This window comes from Citrobacter sp. Cpo074 (genome assembly GCF_030332745.1).
GTDB lineage: Bacteria > Pseudomonadota > Gammaproteobacteria > Enterobacterales > Enterobacteriaceae > Citrobacter > Citrobacter portucalensis.
Window position 1 is genome coordinate 15,866 of record NZ_JAOWHG010000033.1, and the last position, 17,274, is coordinate 33,139.

General features: G+C 44.9%; 24 protein-coding genes and 2 pseudogenes. 5 read left to right on the forward strand and 21 right to left on the reverse strand.

Annotation, left to right across the window (positions count from 1 at the left end):
• Window positions 1–21 precede the first annotated feature (21 nt).
• The 4 genes from OGX83_RS14250 to OGX83_RS14270 form a co-directional block, all read right to left on the reverse strand.
• The gene (locus OGX83_RS14250; protein ID WP_153687072.1) at window positions 22–1,281 is read right to left on the reverse strand and encodes a phage portal protein; all 1,260 of its coding nucleotides are present in this window, start codon (window positions 1,279–1,281) and stop codon (window positions 22–24) included.
• A 172-nt stretch (window positions 1,282–1,453) separates the two neighbouring features.
• Window positions 1,454–3,181, reverse strand: coding sequence for a terminase large subunit (locus OGX83_RS14260; RefSeq protein ID WP_016150031.1), 1,728 nt, complete (start codon window positions 3,179–3,181; stop codon window positions 1,454–1,456).
• On the reverse strand, window positions 3,178–3,675 hold the full coding sequence (locus tag OGX83_RS14265) for a phage terminase small subunit P27 family (protein WP_003832359.1): 498 nt from the start codon (window positions 3,673–3,675) through the stop codon (window positions 3,178–3,180). The genes OGX83_RS14260 and OGX83_RS14265 overlap by 4 nt, the downstream gene beginning before the upstream one ends.
• 232 nt (window positions 3,676–3,907) lie before the next feature.
• The gene (locus OGX83_RS14270; RefSeq protein WP_181231324.1) at window positions 3,908–4,270 is read right to left on the reverse strand and encodes an HNH endonuclease; all 363 of its coding nucleotides are present in this window, start codon (window positions 4,268–4,270) and stop codon (window positions 3,908–3,910) included.
• Window positions 4,271–4,545: 275 nt separating this feature from the next.
• On the opposite strand from OGX83_RS14270, the gene OGX83_RS14275 reads away from it, so the two are divergent.
• Window positions 4,546–5,085 (forward strand): cytochrome b, encoded by a 540-nt coding sequence (locus tag OGX83_RS14275; RefSeq protein ID WP_286503292.1) that lies wholly within the window; start codon window positions 4,546–4,548, stop codon window positions 5,083–5,085.
• Between the two features lie 372 nt (window positions 5,086–5,457).
• Here OGX83_RS14275 and OGX83_RS14280 read toward each other — a convergent pair whose 3' ends face one another.
• The 6 genes and pseudogenes from OGX83_RS14280 to OGX83_RS14305 form a co-directional block, all read right to left on the reverse strand.
• Complete coding sequence (locus tag OGX83_RS14280; RefSeq protein WP_001100119.1) at window positions 5,458–5,631, reverse strand: GnsA/GnsB family addiction module toxin; 174 nt, start codon at window positions 5,629–5,631, stop codon at window positions 5,458–5,460.
• 204 nt (window positions 5,632–5,835) lie between these two features.
• Complete coding sequence (locus OGX83_RS14285) at window positions 5,836–6,066, reverse strand: hypothetical protein (protein ID WP_000756041.1); 231 nt, start codon at window positions 6,064–6,066, stop codon at window positions 5,836–5,838.
• Window positions 6,067–6,139: 73 nt separating this feature from the next.
• Complete coding sequence (gene ymcF, locus OGX83_RS14290; protein WP_057069020.1) at window positions 6,140–6,328, reverse strand: cold shock small protein YmcF; 189 nt, start codon at window positions 6,326–6,328, stop codon at window positions 6,140–6,142.
• Between the two features lie 10 nt (window positions 6,329–6,338).
• Window positions 6,339–6,551 carry a cold shock protein CspG gene (gene cspG / locus OGX83_RS14295; protein ID WP_000066494.1) on the reverse strand — a complete coding sequence of 71 codons (213 nt, stop codon included), beginning with the start codon at window positions 6,549–6,551 and terminating at the stop codon, window positions 6,339–6,341.
• Window positions 6,552–6,929: 378 nt separating this feature from the next.
• Window positions 6,930–7,085, reverse strand: a pseudogene (locus tag OGX83_RS14300) (DUF2514 family protein); the annotation flags it as partial.
• 70 nt (window positions 7,086–7,155) lie between these two features.
• A complete protein-coding gene (locus OGX83_RS14305; RefSeq protein WP_286503293.1) occupies window positions 7,156–7,326 on the reverse strand; it encodes a hypothetical protein in 171 nt (56 codons plus the stop codon).
• A 135-nt stretch (window positions 7,327–7,461) separates the two neighbouring features.
• On the opposite strand from OGX83_RS14305, the gene OGX83_RS14310 reads away from it, so the two are divergent.
• Window positions 7,462–7,635: a YnfU family zinc-binding protein gene (locus OGX83_RS14310; RefSeq protein ID WP_218116983.1), complete on the forward strand. Its 174-nt coding sequence runs from the start codon at window positions 7,462–7,464 to the stop codon at window positions 7,633–7,635.
• Window positions 7,636–7,710: 75 nt separating this feature from the next.
• On the opposite strand, the gene OGX83_RS14315 is transcribed toward OGX83_RS14310, so the two are convergent.
• From OGX83_RS14315 to OGX83_RS14330, 4 genes are read right to left on the reverse strand one after another with little or no spacing between them, the layout of a single operon-like run.
• Window positions 7,711–7,941, reverse strand: coding sequence for a hypothetical protein (locus tag OGX83_RS14315; RefSeq protein ID WP_137378219.1), 231 nt, complete (start codon window positions 7,939–7,941; stop codon window positions 7,711–7,713).
• On the reverse strand, window positions 7,938–8,462 hold the full coding sequence (locus tag OGX83_RS14320) for a DUF2514 domain-containing protein (protein WP_286503294.1): 525 nt from the start codon (window positions 8,460–8,462) through the stop codon (window positions 7,938–7,940). The genes OGX83_RS14315 and OGX83_RS14320 overlap by 4 nt, the downstream gene beginning before the upstream one ends.
• Window positions 8,441–8,989, reverse strand: a complete 549-nt coding sequence (locus OGX83_RS14325) for a lysozyme (RefSeq protein WP_286503295.1) — start codon at window positions 8,987–8,989, stop codon at window positions 8,441–8,443. The genes OGX83_RS14320 and OGX83_RS14325 overlap by 22 nt, the downstream gene beginning before the upstream one ends.
• The gene (locus tag OGX83_RS14330) at window positions 8,961–9,239 is read right to left on the reverse strand and encodes a phage holin (RefSeq protein ID WP_003832349.1); all 279 of its coding nucleotides are present in this window, start codon (window positions 9,237–9,239) and stop codon (window positions 8,961–8,963) included. The genes OGX83_RS14325 and OGX83_RS14330 overlap by 29 nt, the downstream gene beginning before the upstream one ends.
• Before the next feature lie 1,132 nt (window positions 9,240–10,371).
• On the opposite strand from OGX83_RS14330, the gene OGX83_RS14335 reads away from it, so the two are divergent.
• On the forward strand, window positions 10,372–11,457 hold the full coding sequence (locus tag OGX83_RS14335) for an FUSC family protein (RefSeq protein ID WP_286503296.1): 1,086 nt from the start codon (window positions 10,372–10,374) through the stop codon (window positions 11,455–11,457).
• 757 nt (window positions 11,458–12,214) lie between these two features.
• Window positions 12,215–12,649, forward strand: a complete 435-nt coding sequence (uspF, locus tag OGX83_RS14340; RefSeq protein WP_286503321.1) for a universal stress protein UspF — start codon at window positions 12,215–12,217, stop codon at window positions 12,647–12,649.
• An 804-nt stretch (window positions 12,650–13,453) separates the two neighbouring features.
• Here uspF and OGX83_RS14345 read toward each other — a convergent pair.
• From OGX83_RS14345 to OGX83_RS14375, 7 genes and pseudogenes are all read right to left on the reverse strand, one after another.
• Window positions 13,454–14,068, reverse strand: a complete 615-nt coding sequence (locus tag OGX83_RS14345; RefSeq protein ID WP_286503297.1) for a hypothetical protein — start codon at window positions 14,066–14,068, stop codon at window positions 13,454–13,456.
• Complete coding sequence (locus OGX83_RS14350) at window positions 14,065–14,424, reverse strand: RusA family crossover junction endodeoxyribonuclease (RefSeq protein WP_286503298.1); 360 nt, start codon at window positions 14,422–14,424, stop codon at window positions 14,065–14,067. Before OGX83_RS14350 ends, OGX83_RS14345 begins: the two co-directional genes overlap by 4 nt.
• Entirely contained in the window at window positions 14,417–14,725 is a 309-nt protein-coding gene (locus OGX83_RS14355) for a Ref family recombination enhancement nuclease (RefSeq protein WP_286503299.1), read from the reverse strand. The genes OGX83_RS14350 and OGX83_RS14355 overlap by 8 nt, the downstream gene beginning before the upstream one ends.
• Before the next feature lie 148 nt (window positions 14,726–14,873).
• Entirely contained in the window at window positions 14,874–15,053 is a 180-nt protein-coding gene (locus OGX83_RS14360; RefSeq protein ID WP_286503300.1) for a hypothetical protein, read from the reverse strand.
• Between the two features lie 132 nt (window positions 15,054–15,185).
• Window positions 15,186–15,422 (reverse strand): DinI-like family protein, encoded by a 237-nt coding sequence (locus OGX83_RS14365; protein ID WP_286503301.1) that lies wholly within the window; start codon window positions 15,420–15,422, stop codon window positions 15,186–15,188.
• Between the two features lie 219 nt (window positions 15,423–15,641).
• Window positions 15,642–15,809: a YdcA family protein gene (locus OGX83_RS14370; protein ID WP_286503302.1), complete on the reverse strand. Its 168-nt coding sequence runs from the start codon at window positions 15,807–15,809 to the stop codon at window positions 15,642–15,644.
• A gap of 97 nt (window positions 15,810–15,906) precedes the next feature.
• Window positions 15,907–16,074 (reverse strand): annotated as a pseudogene (locus tag OGX83_RS14375) (DNA cytosine methyltransferase); the annotation flags it as partial.
• A 165-nt stretch (window positions 16,075–16,239) separates the two neighbouring features.
• On the opposite strand from OGX83_RS14375, the gene OGX83_RS14380 reads away from it, so the two are divergent.
• Window positions 16,240–17,223 carry a hypothetical protein gene (locus OGX83_RS14380; RefSeq protein WP_286503303.1) on the forward strand — a complete coding sequence of 328 codons (984 nt, stop codon included), beginning with the start codon at window positions 16,240–16,242 and terminating at the stop codon, window positions 17,221–17,223.
• The last annotated feature ends 51 nt before the right edge of the window (window positions 17,224–17,274 follow it).

Below are 17,274 nucleotides of genomic sequence, written 5' to 3' on the forward strand. Positions count from 1 at the left end.
AGCCCGCGCTGCGGGTGATATTCAGTTTCTGGACAGAATAGAGTTGATTTCTGCCAGTTGTTTTGCTGTTGGCGTGTTATCGCCAGGTAAGATTTGTTTACTGTCGACCATATTCAGAGGCGTCAGGTATTTGTCCCCTCCGGCGATGGGTGGAAGGTTCTCCATGCGGCGAATGTCGTTAACCGATAACCAGCCCCACTGGCGGCCTAATGCATAAGATTCATAGCGTGACTTCTGATCACCGCGCAGCAGGCCAGAAACATTGAATTCAATGTACAGATCACCGCGCTCGCTGGGTAAAAGCAGATCGCGCATTAATGCGCCTTCATGACGCTTCAGCCAGGCCAACAGCGTGTACATCACAAACTGCAGCCCCTGGTGCTCAATGTTGTTATTCGTGGCTTTCGCCAGCATCTGCACCATATGAGGCGGGATTTTATAGAGTCGGCACACTTCCTCCACGCCCCACTGACGGGACTGCAACAGCTGCGCTTTCTCATTGTCCTGAGATAACTGCTTGTAGCTCATCCCTTCCTGAAGCAATGCAACCGAGAAGGCGTTTCTGACGCCGGAATATCTGTCCGTCCACTTTGCCAGCAGGCGGTCGATAGCATCCTGGCTTTTGATCGTCGGAGCGTCTTTTGGACGCTCAATAACGCCGCTCATCGTTGTACCACGGCGAAAGACCTGAGAAGCATGCTCTTCCACGGCAAGGTTTAGCCCAAGAACATCCGCGTTCGTCCGGATTGGGGAACTGCCGATATAGCCATCCAGTGAGAAGACCTTCACATGATGCATCATGCGCATTGGCAACGTTTCGCCAATTTCGGGTAGTTCATAATATGGCATCCCATCCGGGCCTTTCAGGACAATGACCTTTTGGGGATTAACCGGGATTAATTCGCGGGGATAACCTTTCCCGTCCCTGTCGATGATCGAGTAGCAATTCCCCTCCAGACCAAGCAGGCCCTGCTGCTGTTCAAAGTATTCAAATGAAGTGTCTTTTTTGTTGGGCTGGGAATGAATCAGATCATAAACAGGGTGGTCAGTCGCCCGTTCACGGCCTCCGTTAGCGCCTCGCCTGTAAAGTTCACACGGCAGTTGCGCCACCGATTCTGCCAGAAGCGTTACACATGCCCGGACCGCCGATAACGCCATTGCGGTTTCAGAAGTGATAATGATCCCCGCCTTGCTCTGGCTGGAACTCACACCACCCAGCATCGCCTGCCAGAAACTACCACCAGACTGAGATTTACCCCGAAACATCTGGGGAATGAACATTATTCACCCCCTGATTTAATTACGCTGGCAGACATTGATTTCGCGATTAAAAATGACCACAGCAGGCAGATTGAACCGCCAGTAATAAGCCCGGCTGCAGGTGAAAAAAGCCAGGCACCGGCAGACAGTAATGCGGCTCCGGCGAGGCCGATAAAAAAACTTAAAAACGTCATTAGCATGCTACATCTTCCTCGTCGTAAACGGATGAATTACTCGCCCGGCTATTCAACATTGCCCTTCCGATTGCCATAATCAGCGAAACCGCGCCATCGATTTTGTTTTCGTTCTGCTCTTTGATGGGTTTAACCACATCGTCATTACCGGGCAAATATTTCCCGACGACGTTGCTGATACACCAGCTCATAATCGGGTTCCCGTCGTGATGAAAGCGGCCTGACTCAATGGCGGCTTCCAGCTCCTTCGTCGGATCAGACATATTGGTGTAGTTCTGAACGATAGTGATCGGATTAAGGCTTTCATCCGCCAGATCATGTGAAAGCCCCGTCGCGCCGAACGGGTCAATCGGTGACTCACTGACTGGGTTGAGCTTGTTTGCCGCCTTGGCCTCTTCAAGGATGTAGCGGTAATCAACTTCAGCGCCATCAGTAACTGTAAGCAGTCCCATTTCAACCCATTTCTGAAATCGCTCCGCAGTACGACGATCTTCGTTCTTTTCAACGCTGAATACTGCGTCGTAGGGAACCCAGAAGCGGGGAGCAACGCTGTAGTAATGTGTCTTGCCGTCAATTTCCCTGGTGAACAACCGCGCCATACTGTTCATATCCAGTTTGCGCGCCAGGTCGAAAGACAGAACACATGGCTGTCCTTCGAATTGCTCCAGCGTAAGTGTCTTATCCTCACAGTTCTGCCAGGAAACCAGGTTGTAGAAAGCGGCACGGGCTGCAACCCAGATGTTGAGGTGTTTAGTTTTAAATACACCAGCCTGACGGGCGTTATTAATAGCTCTCTGTTGCTGGCTGAGGAGAAAGTCACGATAGACCGACACGCCCATATTCGGGTTAGCTTTTTCCAGCACTTTAGGATCGGTCCAGTCATCCCCCTCGTCGACGGTGTATATCACGCCGAACAATTCCTCATTCGGTACTGTGCCGTTCAGCATCTCAATCACTTCACGCCGTTTGTCGTAGCATGGACCCTCAATGTTGTAACCCGCCGTCGTGATCGCCCACATTAGTGGTTGTCGCCGCGCCCCCATACCCGTCAGCATAGTGGTGTAGAGCGAATCTGTGGGATGTTCGTGATACTCGTCAACAATCGCACAGTGCGGTGAAGCGCCGTCCCCAGGGTTACCAATCAGCGGCTCAAAACGCGCGCCATCTTCTGGCCGGTTCAGGTTGGACGCATTAACTTCAATCCCGAACGCTTCCACCAGCAGCGGGGTGCGCTTACACATCAAACGAGCTGGTCTGAATACTTCCCACGCCTGTTTTTCAGTTGTGGCCCCGGAATATACTTCAGCGCCAAACTCGTTATCACAGGTAAAACAGTACAGCGCCACACCTGCCGAAATAGCTGATTTCCCATTTTTACGCGGTATCTCCGTGTAAACCTCGCGAAATCGTCGAAGCTTCGACCCTTTCTGGACCCAGCCAAAGGCGCAGCACACAATAAACAGTTGCCATGCCTCCAGAGTGATCGGCATCCGCTTGAATGCCCACTCTCCTTTTGTATGTGGCAACAACTGGATAAATTTCGCGGCCTTTTCTGCCATGTCTTTATCGAAGCGGTAACGAAATTTCTTACTCTTTTCAGCCGCCATGTCATCGATATGACGCTGGCAGGCCTGAATGACAAACTGGCACGCCGGAATTTTCCCCCGCACAACGTTGCGGGCGTATTGATTCGCGGCGTTTACGTTGGGGTACGATTTCCGGCTCATGAGTTGATCATCTTCAGGAATGGGTTAGAGGTTTTCTTCTGTCCGGCAAGGCCGATTAGGCGTTGTCGACTGCTGGGATCAAGGCCAAGCATGGAGCCGGTAGAGCTCATCTCCGATTCCTGCTCTTTCTTTGCGGTTAGCTCAGGGTTTTTTATCTTCCCCCCCATAGCACCAGTGATAGTCAGCCCTTCTCTGGCGATATTTTTAACCGCCCTGCGCCAGAACTCATATGCAACACACCAGCGCTCAAGTACGGCAAGATCGGTAACACACAGTAATCCCTGTCCACATAATTCTTTCGTGGTCAGTTCCCACATGACGGCCGCCATTGGCAGACCATCATCCTCAGAAAACCAGTCAGGTGGTGCCACACCTTTAATCGGAGTGAATACAGGTTCCTCTTTATTCAGGGCTCGTTTGCCGGGGTTCCCTGCCAGCTCCTTGCGCGCCGTTGGCTTGGGGCGACGCCCGGAACGCCCCGCCGTTCCAGCCATAAGCGACACTCCTGGTTAAATTTCATTTTTCGCGGGTATAAAAATACGAGGAAGCGGGCAGTCCTGAAGTGCGAAAGGGGTCAGGGATTTGCTCCCCCCTTCCCTTTGTATGCGCCTGCTTTAATCGAGATGAAATAGCAATGCAGATTGCGGCGGCTACAACTGCTTGCATTGTGCGAACAGGAATTCGAAAAATAGCCACTCTGCCCACAGTATATGTAATGGGCATAACTCATCGAATACGATCTCTTGCTGTCTTTGCTCTGTGGCATTCCCAGCACAACGACTCCAGATTGGCATCATCATCAGTACCGCCATGAGCTTTTGGAATGATGTGGTCAACGCAGGTAGCTTTCTTCGCTATCTTCTGCCGGCGATGGTTCTGACACAGGTATTTATCACGCTGAAGGATACGCGCTCGTTTAATTTCCCAGAGCCGCCCATATCCACGTTCTTGTCTGCTCTTTCCTGACTGATAATTCCGCCAGCCGTCACCAGCATGTTGCTTTCGGTGTTGGTCACAATAGCCGCTGACATCGTTGGTGATTGCCGCACACCCTTTGTGTCGGCATGGGCGTTTAGCACGTGCTGGCATCGGCATAGTCCTGTTTGTTGGATACAAATTGTGTAATAGGCGGAAAGTAAAAATGAACCAGTAGTTGATTGAAAGTTCTCATAAATAGCGAGAATCTGCGCGGTTCTTGCCCCGTAACATCAAGGATTATCAGAAAGAAATAAAAATGAGAATTATTATCAAAACATTCAAGTGAGATCGCTGGAATAACAAACTCTTAATCTCTCAACAAAAATAAGGATTTGTTAAGCTTCATGATTTATGGTCGATGTAATACACCGTTTGAGGCAAGAATAATGGTCAAATTCTCAAAACTTCAGATTCGCTTACACTGGCTAACCCTGATATTAATAGCGATAACCTATGCAGCTATGGAGCTTCGTGGCTGGTTTCCCAAAGGCAGTAACACCTACCTTCTCATGAAAGAAACACATTACAATGTTGGGGTGTTTGTCTGGTTTTTAATGATAATGCGATTAATTATTAAACAAAAGTATCATGATCCAGCTATCACTCCCCCCCCACCAGCCTGGCAGATGATGGCTGCTAAAATAATGCATATCCTGCTGTACATTTCTTTTTTGGCTCTACCATTATTAGGTATTGCAATTATGGCTTACGGTGGAAAGGACTGGAGTTTCTTAGGTTTTAACGTTGCATCGTTCGTTACTCCTGACGGGGAAACAAAATCACTTATCAAAGATACTCACGAAACACTGGCAAACATCGGATATTTTTTAATCGCAGCGCATGCTGGTGCAGCGTTATTCCATCACTACGTCCAGAAAGATAACACTCTTTTGAGGATGATCCCTGATTGTAACGATAAGAAATAAATACAAATTTTAATGTTTAACATTACAGCAGGCACTCAGTGAATGTCTGCTGTAATGCCTGCTCAGTCAAGTTGAAGCACACCGTGTTCTTTTGAATCAGAGAATGCAACCAACCCAGTGTATTCGGGGATAGTGTTCCGTCATCAGCATCAAATGCTGAAATGGTTGCGTAAAGAATCAAAAATGCTCCAAATCCCGCGCCGCTGCTGCCCCTCGATGGTCAGAATCGTCAAGGAGGACCCGTTAAAAGGTAAGCAGAAAATCTATGGTTAGAAGTGAAGGCTTTGACAACGTTCTAAATTTTATGACAGAAATAAAAAAGCATTACCTTTCAAGATAATGCTTTTTCACTCGAACTGAGTCTTATAACAATTAGATTAATGTGATTTTAATATCATAGCTTTCAAGCCCAGTCATTTTTTCACGAGCATTAAACTGGATATCGGAAACTTCTTTTCCTGTCTTTTTTTTGAGTTCAATAATTTTTTTTGTGATGAATTCAGAAATATCCGCTTCAGTTTTTCTTTTTAAATCTTCGACGTTCATTGTTTACCTCTCTTGATCTCTAACGTATCAACGCCAAGCATGCTACATTCCCCGTAGAGCACTTGTATAAGCGCTGATATGTTTAAAAGATAGAATAGAAAGACTCAATTATCAATAGTTTGCAGTACAATCTTCATGTAAAGGAGCTCGCGACCACACAAACCACTGTACTAAAATCTGGGTCGGTCACGAAACAACCAGATCTCATTTCAAAAGCTTCGATGCTGCCTCGAGGATCTCTTCTGAACTGACATCACGATCAGAGGCTACATAAACTATTTTATGGTCTCCTGTCAGAGATGGAAATCCCGCTGACATCACGGGTAGGTGTGCTTTTTCCCCATTGGGAAACTCGCGCATTATCGTAGTAATACCTTTCATTACGGTTACAACAACTGCAGGTTCTGCATTAAAAAAAACGATGACTTTTTTCATAATTTTACCGTGATGTCTCTTACAGAGATTGTCGGTTCAGCATACAAAAAAGGCTCCATAAGGAGCCTGAAATTTATTTTCTGAATTCTAACGAAGACTGACCAGAACGAATGTACAGTGCAATATTATCAAATGTAATCATTGTTGATTTGCAAAAAATACATTTTGCTCCGAAAGGATTTTTTTCAGTAACATCAAAGTTTGACGTTCGGTACTGAGATCCGTGGCAACACGGACATCTGAAGTGAATATTATTAGTAATATCAGTTACCTTATACAGCCACGACATTAACTGCCGTGGGGCCTTTAGGTCCCTGTTCAACACTAAATTCAACTTCCTGATTCTCATTCAGCGTCTTGAAATCATTACTCTGGATAGCAGAGAAGTGAACAAACACATCTTTACTGCCATCTTTTGGAGTGATAAAACCAAAACCTTTTTCAGGATTAAACCATTTAACTAAACCAGTCATTTTATTAGACATAAACATTACCTTTATTGAGTAAGCCCTTGGGCAGAATGGTCCGAAAAAAATTATCAGAGAGAAAAGCTAACAAGGAAATCTCAACAGGAACAAGGAATAAAATTATTACAGCGACTGCTTCAGATAAATTCGTTACAAACCAGACATTCATTAACGCATGATTAACCAAACATAGCAAGGTTTAGTTTTGTAAGTAAATCTCAGAGGATTTTGACCATAAAAATTAATTTAAATAGCTTAAATCGAAAATTATGTCATGCTGCGTAAGACCTTTATCTGTCACCCTAAGTTGTCAGGGATTTTGACTCAAGGAAGAGTCGTATTTCCTTCATAGTAAAAATTTACAAATTTATCCACGAAAACCGTCAACACCTTAATTTATAGATCTATTATTTTTTCTCTACGGTTCATTGTTAGTATTTTTACGGACTCATAAATCCGCTCACATGTCATTCCTGCCCGGTAGTTTTCATCAGCGCGCTCAGAATGGTATCTAGCTTCTTCTGCTAGGCTTCCTGGCATGTCTACGAGCATTGTGGTGCCATGGCGGATGGAAAGTTTTGTTGATTCGTTAGTTATCGAGCTGTAGAACGCTATGCTCTAGCTACTCGGAATAGGCAATCAGCCCGGTGTACTCAGGGATAACCTTGCCATCATCCGCTTCGAACTCAGGGATTGCTCCGGTAGTGATGGTGTATTGTGGCTGGCCATCTTCTTTTGCGAAGGCCGCCAGGTCTTCAATCTGCTTAGCTGTAAGAACTACTGTATTGCTCATTCCTCAGTTGTTAAAAAGCCCCGCTACTGCGAGGCTTGATTGATTATCGCTAACGATTACATCGTAATGGTTATAAAAGAAGCTATTAGCCAACATGTGGTGTATGGTTGTTAACCGCCCACCAGGACAATCAACATGTCGATACTCAAAGATATCAAGATGCGTACTTTACGCCATGTGAAAAGTACTTGTCCTCATTGCTCCCGCCAGTCAATGCACAGTCTGTCGAGAATAAAAAACAATATAACGTTAATTTGCCCCTTCTGTGGAAACATCTATCTTCCATCTGAAAGCAAACCAATAAAGTAACTGATTGAATACCAAATAAAACCCATACTCTCAGAATGTGGCAAAGCAGACATAACCTTTTATTGTTGTTCTCATTTAAGAGAGTGTAACACCCAGGGTGGAGAGGGATTTTTTCTTCTCCACAATACGGCGGTCAAGTTCAGCCACTGCATGCGGGCGTATGGCATCAAGAAAGGCGTTATCCTGATAGGTAGACTGGATTGTCACACCAAGTCCGGCACCACTTTCCAGTATGCTTTTCTGACGCTGTAGTTCTTTTATATCGTTATTGAGGTAATACGCTTCACTTAGGTTTTCTGCGTTCATCGTCTAACCCTGTTGTTATTTGACTGCCTCACTGAGTCGTAAATGCGCTCACACGTCATTCCTGCCCGGTAGCGTTCGTCAGATCGTTCAGCATAATATCGAGCTTCTTCTGCAAGGCGTCCAAGCATGTCGGCGAGCACTGCGGCGTCGGCTCCGGCTGTTTTGCTTCTGACGGCAGTGGCAAGATTTGCGGTATGCTTTGCGGCGTCCAGGAGGGTGGCAAGCTTTGTTGCTTCGGTACGCAGCTGGTTAACAGTGGCAGACAGGCCAGCAGCAGTGGCAGCAGATTTAGCGGCTTGCGCTTGTGCATCTTTTACAGCCTCATCACGGGCAATTATGCGCCCTTGCTCAATCATGCGGGCGGCGGTCTGCGCGTTCGCAACCTGCGAAGACTTAGCACTATCACGTTCCGCCCATTTCTTTTGCCAGCCCCGGTCGCTCCAGACACTTCCGGCAATAAACGCACCAGCCAGCAGTAGAAACACAGCAAATGTTTTACTCACTGGCCTATCCCCCAGCATGTCAGAGCGCTTTCCTGGTCTCGTCGTTCAACCTGTCCGTAGCAGCCGTTTTTCTGGCCTTTGGTCAGACGGCAATCGCGGCCACCGTCTTTAATCCACCAGCGGATCGCCTCACATGCCCCTTTTGTATCTCCGGCGTTGATACGCTGGTAGAACGTTGACGGGAAGCATTTGCCTGGACCAATGTTATAAGGGCAGAAAGAAGCGATACCTGCCTTCTGCGGCTCACTCAACGGAACTTTTATATTTCGTTCAACCCATGCCAGCGCCTTGTCGCGTTCTATGGCGTTTACCCGGGCGCATTTCTCAGCAGACACCTTCATACCCTGCTCTACTGGCTTACCATCAACCATTATGACGCCACGGCAAATGGTCCAGATTCCGCCGCCGTCGCGATATGCTGTCAGGCTGTTACCCTCTTTCTCATCCAGAAACTGATCGAGAATAAGAGGTGCTGACGCACCGGCAAGAATCAAACTAACGACCGCTGTGCCCAGTTTATTCTTCAGCTTTGGTGACATTGCCATTAAGCCGGTCCTCCCTTTCCTTTTTCCTGTAATACCAGTTCACAGCACAGGTGATAACGGTGCATGCGATACCAACAATAATTGCCCAGTCACTCAGGCTTAACCCTGCAATTCTGTCGGCCAACATCCAGGACACCTCTTTTGCTGTTTTAGCTGTTTCGGCATATGCCTTCGCTGATACACCGCAGCCGGTCAGCGTGGTTCCTGTTCCATATGAAAGTCTGCTGTAAATGGTGCTCATTCTGGTCATAGCCCTACCTCCGATTTTTCGGATGGTGTTGTGTATGATTAAAGGGTCAGGCTTCACGGAGTGGATTTATCAACAAAGCACGTAGTGAGTGATACCCGTGAGCCTGAAAAAGAAGAGGCCGCCGTTTGGCAGCCTCAAATGATAATTGTCGTCTGTATCGGTAGATTGAGCAGTTCATAAAGTACATCTGCCATTAATCTCACCATAATGATGCAAAAATCCCATCACTGGTGCAATTGCACCTCCATAGAGCCTGGCTGAAACATTATGAAATAATTAAATAATCAGTGAGCATGATTTTTTGTTTGTTGTTGACATTTAAATCTGCCATTAATTAACAACCAACTCTGTGGAGGATATTAATGCTTAAACTTTTCCATTATCATTCTCAATACTGGATATTTCTGGCTATTGCACTTTCTCTTTATACAGTTGCATTTCGATGATACGCATCGTTTAGTTGCATACCTTTTTCTAATATAACTTTATTTTATATAATGAGCTTTGGCTCAAACCTTAGCTCATAAAAATATACAGCGAAAAGAATATCAGACATTCTAATATCAATACCCCTTCGTCTCATAACTGCCAGTGTAACATTATGTTTTATAAGCTTTAAATCAATTTCGACTACAGACCCAAAGAATGAAGCATCCCAAAGATTAATGCCACTGTCCAGAACAGTGCGACCGTTGACGCTGTAGTCATCAGAGCTGCTATTTTGTATTTGCTCATCCTGCATTTTACCCAGATACTGTTGCCGATTTGAAATCGTCCAGAGACACCATTAAAGCAGATTTACCTGACCGAAGAAGGTACTTCATCTGAACCATGCTAACCATTTTCTGGAAACCACACAACAATTTAATAATGATTAAAGTCAACAAGTTAAATTTATGTCAGATTATCATTCAATCTGTTCTCTGCACTTATACTCATAATGATAATCCCAAAGATAAAATGAGTATTACAGAATGCTCCCATCTTAATCACTAAATTAGCAACTAATTAACAACAGTAAGCCTGAATAGCACGCAGCGGTTTTAAAATTTAAAAAAGTAAGACTAGCTGTTTTTTTCAGTGTATACCTGAATATTCTTTATCGTTTGCTCTTAGTTAAAGACATTAAACAATGAAAAAGAACATTTTTTCCGTTAAACGGAACAAACCGATAAGTCCTTTAGAACTAAAGATCTACCGCAACTACCGTATAGTGCATGGGATACGAATTGCTGTAGCGTTCGTTATTACGTTCTTATTGATAAGAATGTTGAATTTGCCAGACCACTCGTGGCCCCTGATTACACTCGTAGTCGTCATGGGACCTGTAAGCTACATGGGTAACGTTATCCCCAGAGCACTTGAGCGAATGGCAGGAACTGTATGTGGTGCGATTCTGGGGATCATTGCATTACACATTGAAATGTACTCTCTTACTCTGATGATGCTCTGGTGTGGATGCGCTGCTTTCCTTTGCGGCTATCTGGCCATGAGTAAACGCCCGTATGCTGCATTACTTGTTGGGATAACGCTTGCCGTAGTCAGCAGTGCTCCTGCCGGGGACTTACAGACAGCATTATGGCGAAGCACCAATATTATTTTGGGATGTATTCTGGCTATGCTGTTTACCAGTATTTATCCCCAAAGAGCATTCATTAACTGGCGTATCCAACTTGCTGACTTTCTTGCTGATTACTTAAAAATCACTTCAGCCGGGGTCTCACGAAACGTTCTGAACCAGCCCAGAATGACCGGGCTTCAAACACGTGCGTTAACTAATGTCGTCAAAATGCGTGGTCTGATTACACCAGTGAATAAAGAAACAAAGATTGCAAAGAGTCTGCTTGAGGAGATTCAGTCGATAACCCGAGATATGATAGCTGCCCAAAAATTTCAGATAAATGCCCACTGGGCATCGCGCGGCAGCCGGTTTCTTATATTGAACTCTCATACACTTTCCGACATGGAACAAATGACTCGCAACACTCTCAGTACGCTGGCTCATGCACTGCATGAAGGTAACCCGTCTCCAATAGCATCAAACAGCGAACGTCTTAATGAAATCACACAAGAGTTGCATTGTCTTTTACTCGCAAATGAAAGTGATGAGGTAATGGAAAGTGCCGTTCATGGATATGTCTGGTTAAGTATCCAGCTTGCAATCCAGCTTGAAGCACTATCAACCTTGATAACGAAAGCTCTGACAGAAAATAAATGATTTTATTGTTAATTATGTAACGTCAGCCCGAAAATGAAAGGCACCGAAAAATGTCGGTCTCCAGAACGCTAAGAGTGCGGGTTACCATAATCCAATGCCATTCAGAACAACAATCAGGGAAACAATAATTAGTGCAATGCCTATAGATAGGCTGAGCCCGATCACGGTATTTCTGAAGGGCATTTTCATAACGCTATCTCTCCACCACGATGATAACAGTATGACCGGTTTAAGTTCAGTTGTGGTGCCAGGTGTCTCCCGGTGGGCCTTTGGCTGACAAACCATGCCCCGTGAGCGCTAAGCATGTCATTCCCTGACACCGTTTACTGTCAGTTTCACTCATCCGCTTGGGGGGACTCATCACAACCACTTCAAAACAAGAGCTTTTACTGGATACTCTATAACTTTAGAAATAATGAGAAAAACCTGCAAACAAATAGCACTATTATTCTGAATAGTAGCAGGCTTCACGGGTTGGATTTATCAACAAAGCAAGTAGTTATTGATTCCCGGAAGCCTGAAACGAAAGAGACCGCCATGTGGCAACCTCGAAATGAATACGGTTGTTTATGGAGTCTTAGGCAACTCTGATACTTGAACAAGACCTACATAATGAATCCAGTCCCCCAGAATCATTAGATTGAAAGCGCAAATAGTATGAAGGTACCAATTCGTAAGTTTTTCCCGCAAAGACACATTTTTTTTTGTCACAGATACTAAACTTTGCGCCGAACAAAAAACAAACAGGATGGCTAAAATGTACAACTCTATTTTAGTACCAATTGATGTTTCTGAGACTGACTTAACACGGCAAGTTATCCCCTATGTTCAGGCTCATTCTGTATTGAATACGGCTAAAGTACATTTTCTAACAGTAGTTCCCACATTACCTTATTACTCATCCTTAGGTCTGGCATATTCAGCAGAAATGCCAAAATTAAAAGACATTCAGCACGCTGCATTATTGAAACTCGATGAAATCGTGAAGCAATTCAAAATCCCTGCGGGAAAAACCCAAACACATGCAACTACCGGGGCACCAAAGGATCAAATACTCAATCTCGCTAAATCAATCGATGCTGACTTAATCATTATTGCCTCACATCGTCCAGATATCTCAACCTATCTCTTAGGGTCGAATGCAGCGGCCGTTGTCCGACACGCGAGTTGCCCTGTACTTGTTGTTCGATAAGAAAATCCACACTGAGGTGACATCCAGCAAACAAGAAGGACACTAACTAAATGTACAGAAAAGCCCAGTCCATAGAGTGGAGCCTGAAATGAATAAAATCGTTTAGTTGCGAGGCATTGTTTTCTTGTGGACGATCGAGGATCGACGATATGACAGGGGTACTGGTGCTATGCACCTCGCGAATACCCCTGTCGTATCGCCGGAAAGCAAAAACCCCGCGTCGGCGGGGTTCTCGATATGTTCAAATTGTTCGCTTTTCGTCGCTGCCATCGTGGCGCAGCTCTGCCAAGCATGAATTAATTATTCACTTTGTTGGCCCGTTTTCAAACGTTTTTACGTCATAAAGCACTTATAGCTAATTCTAACCGACATTTTGTACAAATATTACTCGACAAATGAGCTGTTCGTTACAAAACGATCGTTTTGAACGATCGATAAATGAAAATCGATCTGCAATACCAATTTTAATTGTGTGGTTATCGCACGTAGACTCAGGGCCAAACCTAATAAATGGAATTATCATGAGCCTTTATCACTATTTGGCCATATATATCGCGGGCTTCATCGTAATGTTTGCTTTGTTAGTTCGTGGGGATCGAGTACACGGCCTCGAATTTGACCTGGCTGATACGGTGATAACCTCCATTCTGTGGCCCTTCTACTCCGTTGCTATTGTTTGTATTGAGATTTATGAGTGGTTTAAGCAGAATCGTCACCAATAGCCACTTCCCCCGGCTACTGACCGGGGTTTTGTTTCGAATTACAGACTCATCAGTCTCCCGATCTGTTCCTCTTTTGGTATGACTAACCATCCTCTAACCCAGCTCTCATATGGTTACGAACCGCAAGGAATGTTTTTGCTCTGAATATTTCCAGGCACCATCGCACACGTTTTCTCGCCTCCCCGTCGGTTAACCATGGCGCAATCGCCTGCAGCTCCCGGGTTATGTCTGAGATTTTTTTTCGGGTGGTGTAATACTGAAGACCAACAACATAAACCGGATCGTTAATATCCAGCGCCTGCAATACGCATTGTTCAACAAAATCGACATCATCATTATGCAAAGCTTCATCAATCATACTGGCAGTTGACTGTGGCCAGAGAATGCTATGTGCCCTGTTCATTGCCTGCTGTCCACGGAACCCCTCCTCTCTAGCCTGATTTAACGCAACGGTGAATCGTTCGAGTGCTTTATCTGACCAGTTCCGTCCCTTAAGCACATTCCAGCACGTATGGCCCCGCGGCATGCGGGGTGCAGTATTTCCTCCTACACCTTCGCCCCATGTAGTGAGCAGGGATTTAATCCATCCGGACTGAATCCCCGTCAGGAGAATACATTTACCCAGCCAGCTTTTACGCGGCGCAGCTGCTGCTTTTTCAAATGCTGACTGCTTTAGTCTGCGTTGGCGTGGCGTCATGCTTTTAGCTCCTCAATAATTATTCTCCCGGTTTCTCCCCATAATTTTGATACCCGTACATCCCAGATGTGAGCATCTTCTTCGTAAATGGCATCCATCAGGGCTTTCACCATATTGTCGAAATCAGGTTTAGCCTGGTGTGGTTTACCGTTGAACTCAGCCCGTTTCTTTTTGCTCCAGCTCGCTGGCATCGGAAGAATGAAGGTGACATGCGAACCGCTTTCCGGCAGCTCAACACACTGCAGACGAACTTCATCACAGAAAGCCCGGTAACGCAGAACCTCGGGGCGCTTTTTCCATTTGTCAGCGCGCGTCATTCTGGGCTTGCCAACGGGCGTGATTTTATATTCAGGCATGAGTCGATTCCCCCAGTTCGTAGAGAACCTGCACCAGCAACTCTGTTTCAGTACCGAAATTGTTTTCCCAGGACTGGCGGCCAGCATGAATGGCTATGCCGTATCCGCCCTGGCGGTGATGGATTGGGCAAAGAGGAATAACTTTGAAATTGTCAGCGCGCTGGCCAACTCCCTGACCAGTTCGGATGTGATGTATTTCTGCTGGGGTTTCACCCAGTTTCAGGTTTTTGCAGACAATACAGCCCAGCCCGGCTACGCGGGAAAGGTGAAGTTTTTCAGATTTATTTTTTGATCTGCTCATGCTGCACCACCAGCATGAACAAAGACACCGCTCACGAAGAAACGGTGTGAGTGGGGTAATTCAGTTTTATGCGCCATCGTGATTTCCCGGTTGGCGCAGTGTTACTCAGCAGGCTGTTCAGACCCGTGTTTGAGTATAACCTAACTTATCAGACATCAGAAACAGGAAGGCCGGCTTTCTTTCTTGCTTCTTCCAGAGCACGCAAAGATGTCACAAATTCATCTTTGCGCAGCGCGAATCCCCTTTCTGCCCTGCCCTTTACGACATAAATCAGAACCGGGCCAGTATGCTCCGGCAGTCCGGGAATTAAATCATCCGGAATTTGCATGAGATGCCCCTTGCGGTGATATCCACACCGTTAAGCCAACGGAAATTGCTTCTTAGCAGTAGCACGGTGCGCAACGAGAAATTTAGCGATCAGGCGTAACAAATGGCGACCGAGGCCGCCTGCGAGGGGTGATCAGTTAAAAAACCATTCATCCGCACTTTCCCACGTTTCCTGCAGGATTTCTTCAATTCGTTTTTTATCGCTCTTTTCGCCTCCGATGACACTTAATCCATCAGAAGCGGTTCGACGTATCGTTAATTTATAGTCTGAATAGTCCTGGCTGATTCGACACAAAAGTTCCTTTTCAAGCGCTGGGACAGCTCCTTTCGGAAGCTCCTTAGTGCGATCAATTGTAATTTCAACCTTCATGATTCCCTCCACCTCGACATACTGTGCATTTATACAGTATACCTATTAAACCACACATTCAAGTGGTTAATAGCACTTTTTGCCAAAGCCATGCCTTTGTATACGCTAAGTTTTCCGAGCGTTCAGAATTTACTAAATCAGTTATGCAAAAGGGCTTGAAGAGAAGAAATACCCGCCATAGCGGGTTTGATTTTGATAATGAGTTCTATTTATCGACTATTATTTCTGACAAATCCTCTTGGACTTGCTGATAGTGCCATCATTACAAACAAATTTTTCACCCGAGCAGTGCGATATCCCGCCTTTCTTACCTGAGCATGGCTTGTTTGCTGCCGTTGCTGTCAGTGAGAAAAGTGACACCAATAAAACAACAAGAACTTTCTTCATATCCCTATCCCCATCAGTAAAAGATAGGGAATCGTAGCAGGGATTGATGAAGCAAAAAAGAAAACCCGCCGGAGCGGGTTGTATCTGCAATGTTTTATTAAGCTGCTTTTTGTTTCCGCTGACAAAGTTCCGGCAAATTAGCACGCACCAGTGCTTCTGCGAACGGCGGTGGTACCGCGTTGACGCAGCGCACAACCAGCTTGTCCTTCGCGTATTTCCTGCCTCGATAGTCTTGGTCGATGATGTACCACTCAGGAAAGCCCTGCTCATGTTAAAGTTTAGGTTATGGCATCATGATTATGTTCCAACACAACTTCTCACCAGATCATTTCTGATTTTTACTATTTTCCTCACACCTATGTATTTTGAGTAATGCCGTGAGTTTATCTAATTGGTATACTCTTGAAAATTTTTTACCAATGGATTTAACATGCTCGACTCTATCAAAGACTACACCTCATCAACTTTAGGAACGGCAATCCAGAGAATTAAGAATCCAGCGTTTGGGGCAATAGCTATTTCTTGGTGCGCATTCAACTGGAAACAACTACTTTACTTATTTTTCAGTAATACATCAGTGTATGATAAAATAGAATATATAATGGCCAATAGCACATGGAAAAGCGTGATTGGTTATCCTATTGTTTCTGCCATTGTTCTTTGTGGATTTATCCCATGGGTTAACTATCTAATTGCCACCTGGCAAATAAAACCTCTCGATCATACAGATTCAATAGACAACCAAAGGAAAGCCAAAATAATTAGACGGGCTACGAGATTACAACGTTTACAGGCAAAGCATGATGTAACTTATGAAAAAGTTAAAACAGGTGCGGAGAAAGATATTCAGTCCATGAAGGAACAGATTGCTCAATCCCAGGACAGGATGGGTGAACTAACAGCAGAACTCACTGCTAAAGAAGAGTCATTAAAGAAAACTACATCTAGTTTACTAGAAGCAAGAAAGCAAAATAATGATTTAAATGTAATGTTTAAAACTTTGACTTCTAACTATAATGATCTCGAAGATAAATATAATTCTTTAAAAATCGAATACGATGATTTTAAATCACAATATGCTGTAGCCAGTGAATCCCTGGAAGATAAAAAATTAGTTATAAATGGATTTGACATCCATACAGAAAGTGATGGTAACGGATTAGAAAAAATTTACCTTGAACTAGAAACAACAAGTAAATCAGGGTTTCCTAAGCAAGCCAGTTATTGGATGGTACAAGATAGCAGGGCATCAAGCCAAGATATTATCAACTTATTAAATAATGGGTTGTCTCACGCAAAAAATAATAATAAGCAAATATCAATTGTTGAATATCCAGAAAGGCAGTACTTGTTTTTCAAACTACCTTCTGGAGAAGGGCTTCAGACATATCAATTCACAGGAGCTAGAATTTAATCCATGAGAAGCCCGGTATGTACACCTCTGGGCTTTTAACGAAACCATCTA

Excerpts from the sequence above, each read along its gene's own strand:
- OGX83_RS14250 (WP_153687072.1), bottom strand. The coding sequence starts at position 1,281 with ATGTTCATTCCCCAGATGTTTCGGGGTAAATCTCAGTCTGGTGGTAGT.
- OGX83_RS14260 (WP_016150031.1), bottom strand. The coding sequence starts at position 3,181 with ATGAGCCGGAAATCGTACCCCAACGTAAACGCCGCGAATCAATACGCC.
- OGX83_RS14265 (WP_003832359.1), bottom strand. The coding sequence starts at position 3,675 with ATGGCTGGAACGGCGGGGCGTTCCGGGCGTCGCCCCAAGCCAACGGCG.
- OGX83_RS14270 (WP_181231324.1), bottom strand. The coding sequence starts at position 4,270 with ATGCCAGCACGTGCTAAACGCCCATGCCGACACAAAGGGTGTGCGGCA.
- OGX83_RS14275 (WP_286503292.1), top strand. The coding sequence starts at position 4,546 with ATGGTCAAATTCTCAAAACTTCAGATTCGCTTACACTGGCTAACCCTG.
- OGX83_RS14280 (WP_001100119.1), bottom strand. The coding sequence starts at position 5,631 with ATGAACGTCGAAGATTTAAAAAGAAAAACTGAAGCGGATATTTCTGAA.
- OGX83_RS14285 (WP_000756041.1), bottom strand. The coding sequence starts at position 6,066 with ATGAAAAAAGTCATCGTTTTTTTTAATGCAGAACCTGCAGTTGTTGTA.
- cspG (WP_000066494.1), bottom strand. The coding sequence starts at position 6,551 with ATGTCTAATAAAATGACTGGTTTAGTTAAATGGTTTAATCCTGAAAAA.
- OGX83_RS14305 (WP_286503293.1), bottom strand. The coding sequence starts at position 7,326 with ATGAGCAATACAGTAGTTCTTACAGCTAAGCAGATTGAAGACCTGGCG.
- OGX83_RS14310 (WP_218116983.1), top strand. The coding sequence starts at position 7,462 with ATGTCGATACTCAAAGATATCAAGATGCGTACTTTACGCCATGTGAAA.
- OGX83_RS14315 (WP_137378219.1), bottom strand. The coding sequence starts at position 7,941 with ATGAACGCAGAAAACCTAAGTGAAGCGTATTACCTCAATAACGATATA.
- OGX83_RS14320 (WP_286503294.1), bottom strand. The coding sequence starts at position 8,462 with ATGCTGGGGGATAGGCCAGTGAGTAAAACATTTGCTGTGTTTCTACTG.
- OGX83_RS14325 (WP_286503295.1), bottom strand. The coding sequence starts at position 8,989 with ATGGCAATGTCACCAAAGCTGAAGAATAAACTGGGCACAGCGGTCGTT.
- OGX83_RS14330 (WP_003832349.1), bottom strand. The coding sequence starts at position 9,239 with ATGACCAGAATGAGCACCATTTACAGCAGACTTTCATATGGAACAGGA.
- OGX83_RS14335 (WP_286503296.1), top strand. The coding sequence starts at position 10,372 with ATGAAAAAGAACATTTTTTCCGTTAAACGGAACAAACCGATAAGTCCT.
- uspF (WP_286503321.1), top strand. The coding sequence starts at position 12,215 with ATGTACAACTCTATTTTAGTACCAATTGATGTTTCTGAGACTGACTTA.
- OGX83_RS14345 (WP_286503297.1), bottom strand. The coding sequence starts at position 14,068 with ATGACGCCACGCCAACGCAGACTAAAGCAGTCAGCATTTGAAAAAGCA.
- OGX83_RS14350 (WP_286503298.1), bottom strand. The coding sequence starts at position 14,424 with ATGCCTGAATATAAAATCACGCCCGTTGGCAAGCCCAGAATGACGCGC.
- OGX83_RS14355 (WP_286503299.1), bottom strand. The coding sequence starts at position 14,725 with ATGAGCAGATCAAAAAATAAATCTGAAAAACTTCACCTTTCCCGCGTA.
- OGX83_RS14360 (WP_286503300.1), bottom strand. The coding sequence starts at position 15,053 with ATGCAAATTCCGGATGATTTAATTCCCGGACTGCCGGAGCATACTGGC.
- OGX83_RS14365 (WP_286503301.1), bottom strand. The coding sequence starts at position 15,422 with ATGAAGGTTGAAATTACAATTGATCGCACTAAGGAGCTTCCGAAAGGA.
- OGX83_RS14370 (WP_286503302.1), bottom strand. The coding sequence starts at position 15,809 with ATGAAGAAAGTTCTTGTTGTTTTATTGGTGTCACTTTTCTCACTGACA.
- OGX83_RS14380 (WP_286503303.1), top strand. The coding sequence starts at position 16,240 with ATGCTCGACTCTATCAAAGACTACACCTCATCAACTTTAGGAACGGCA.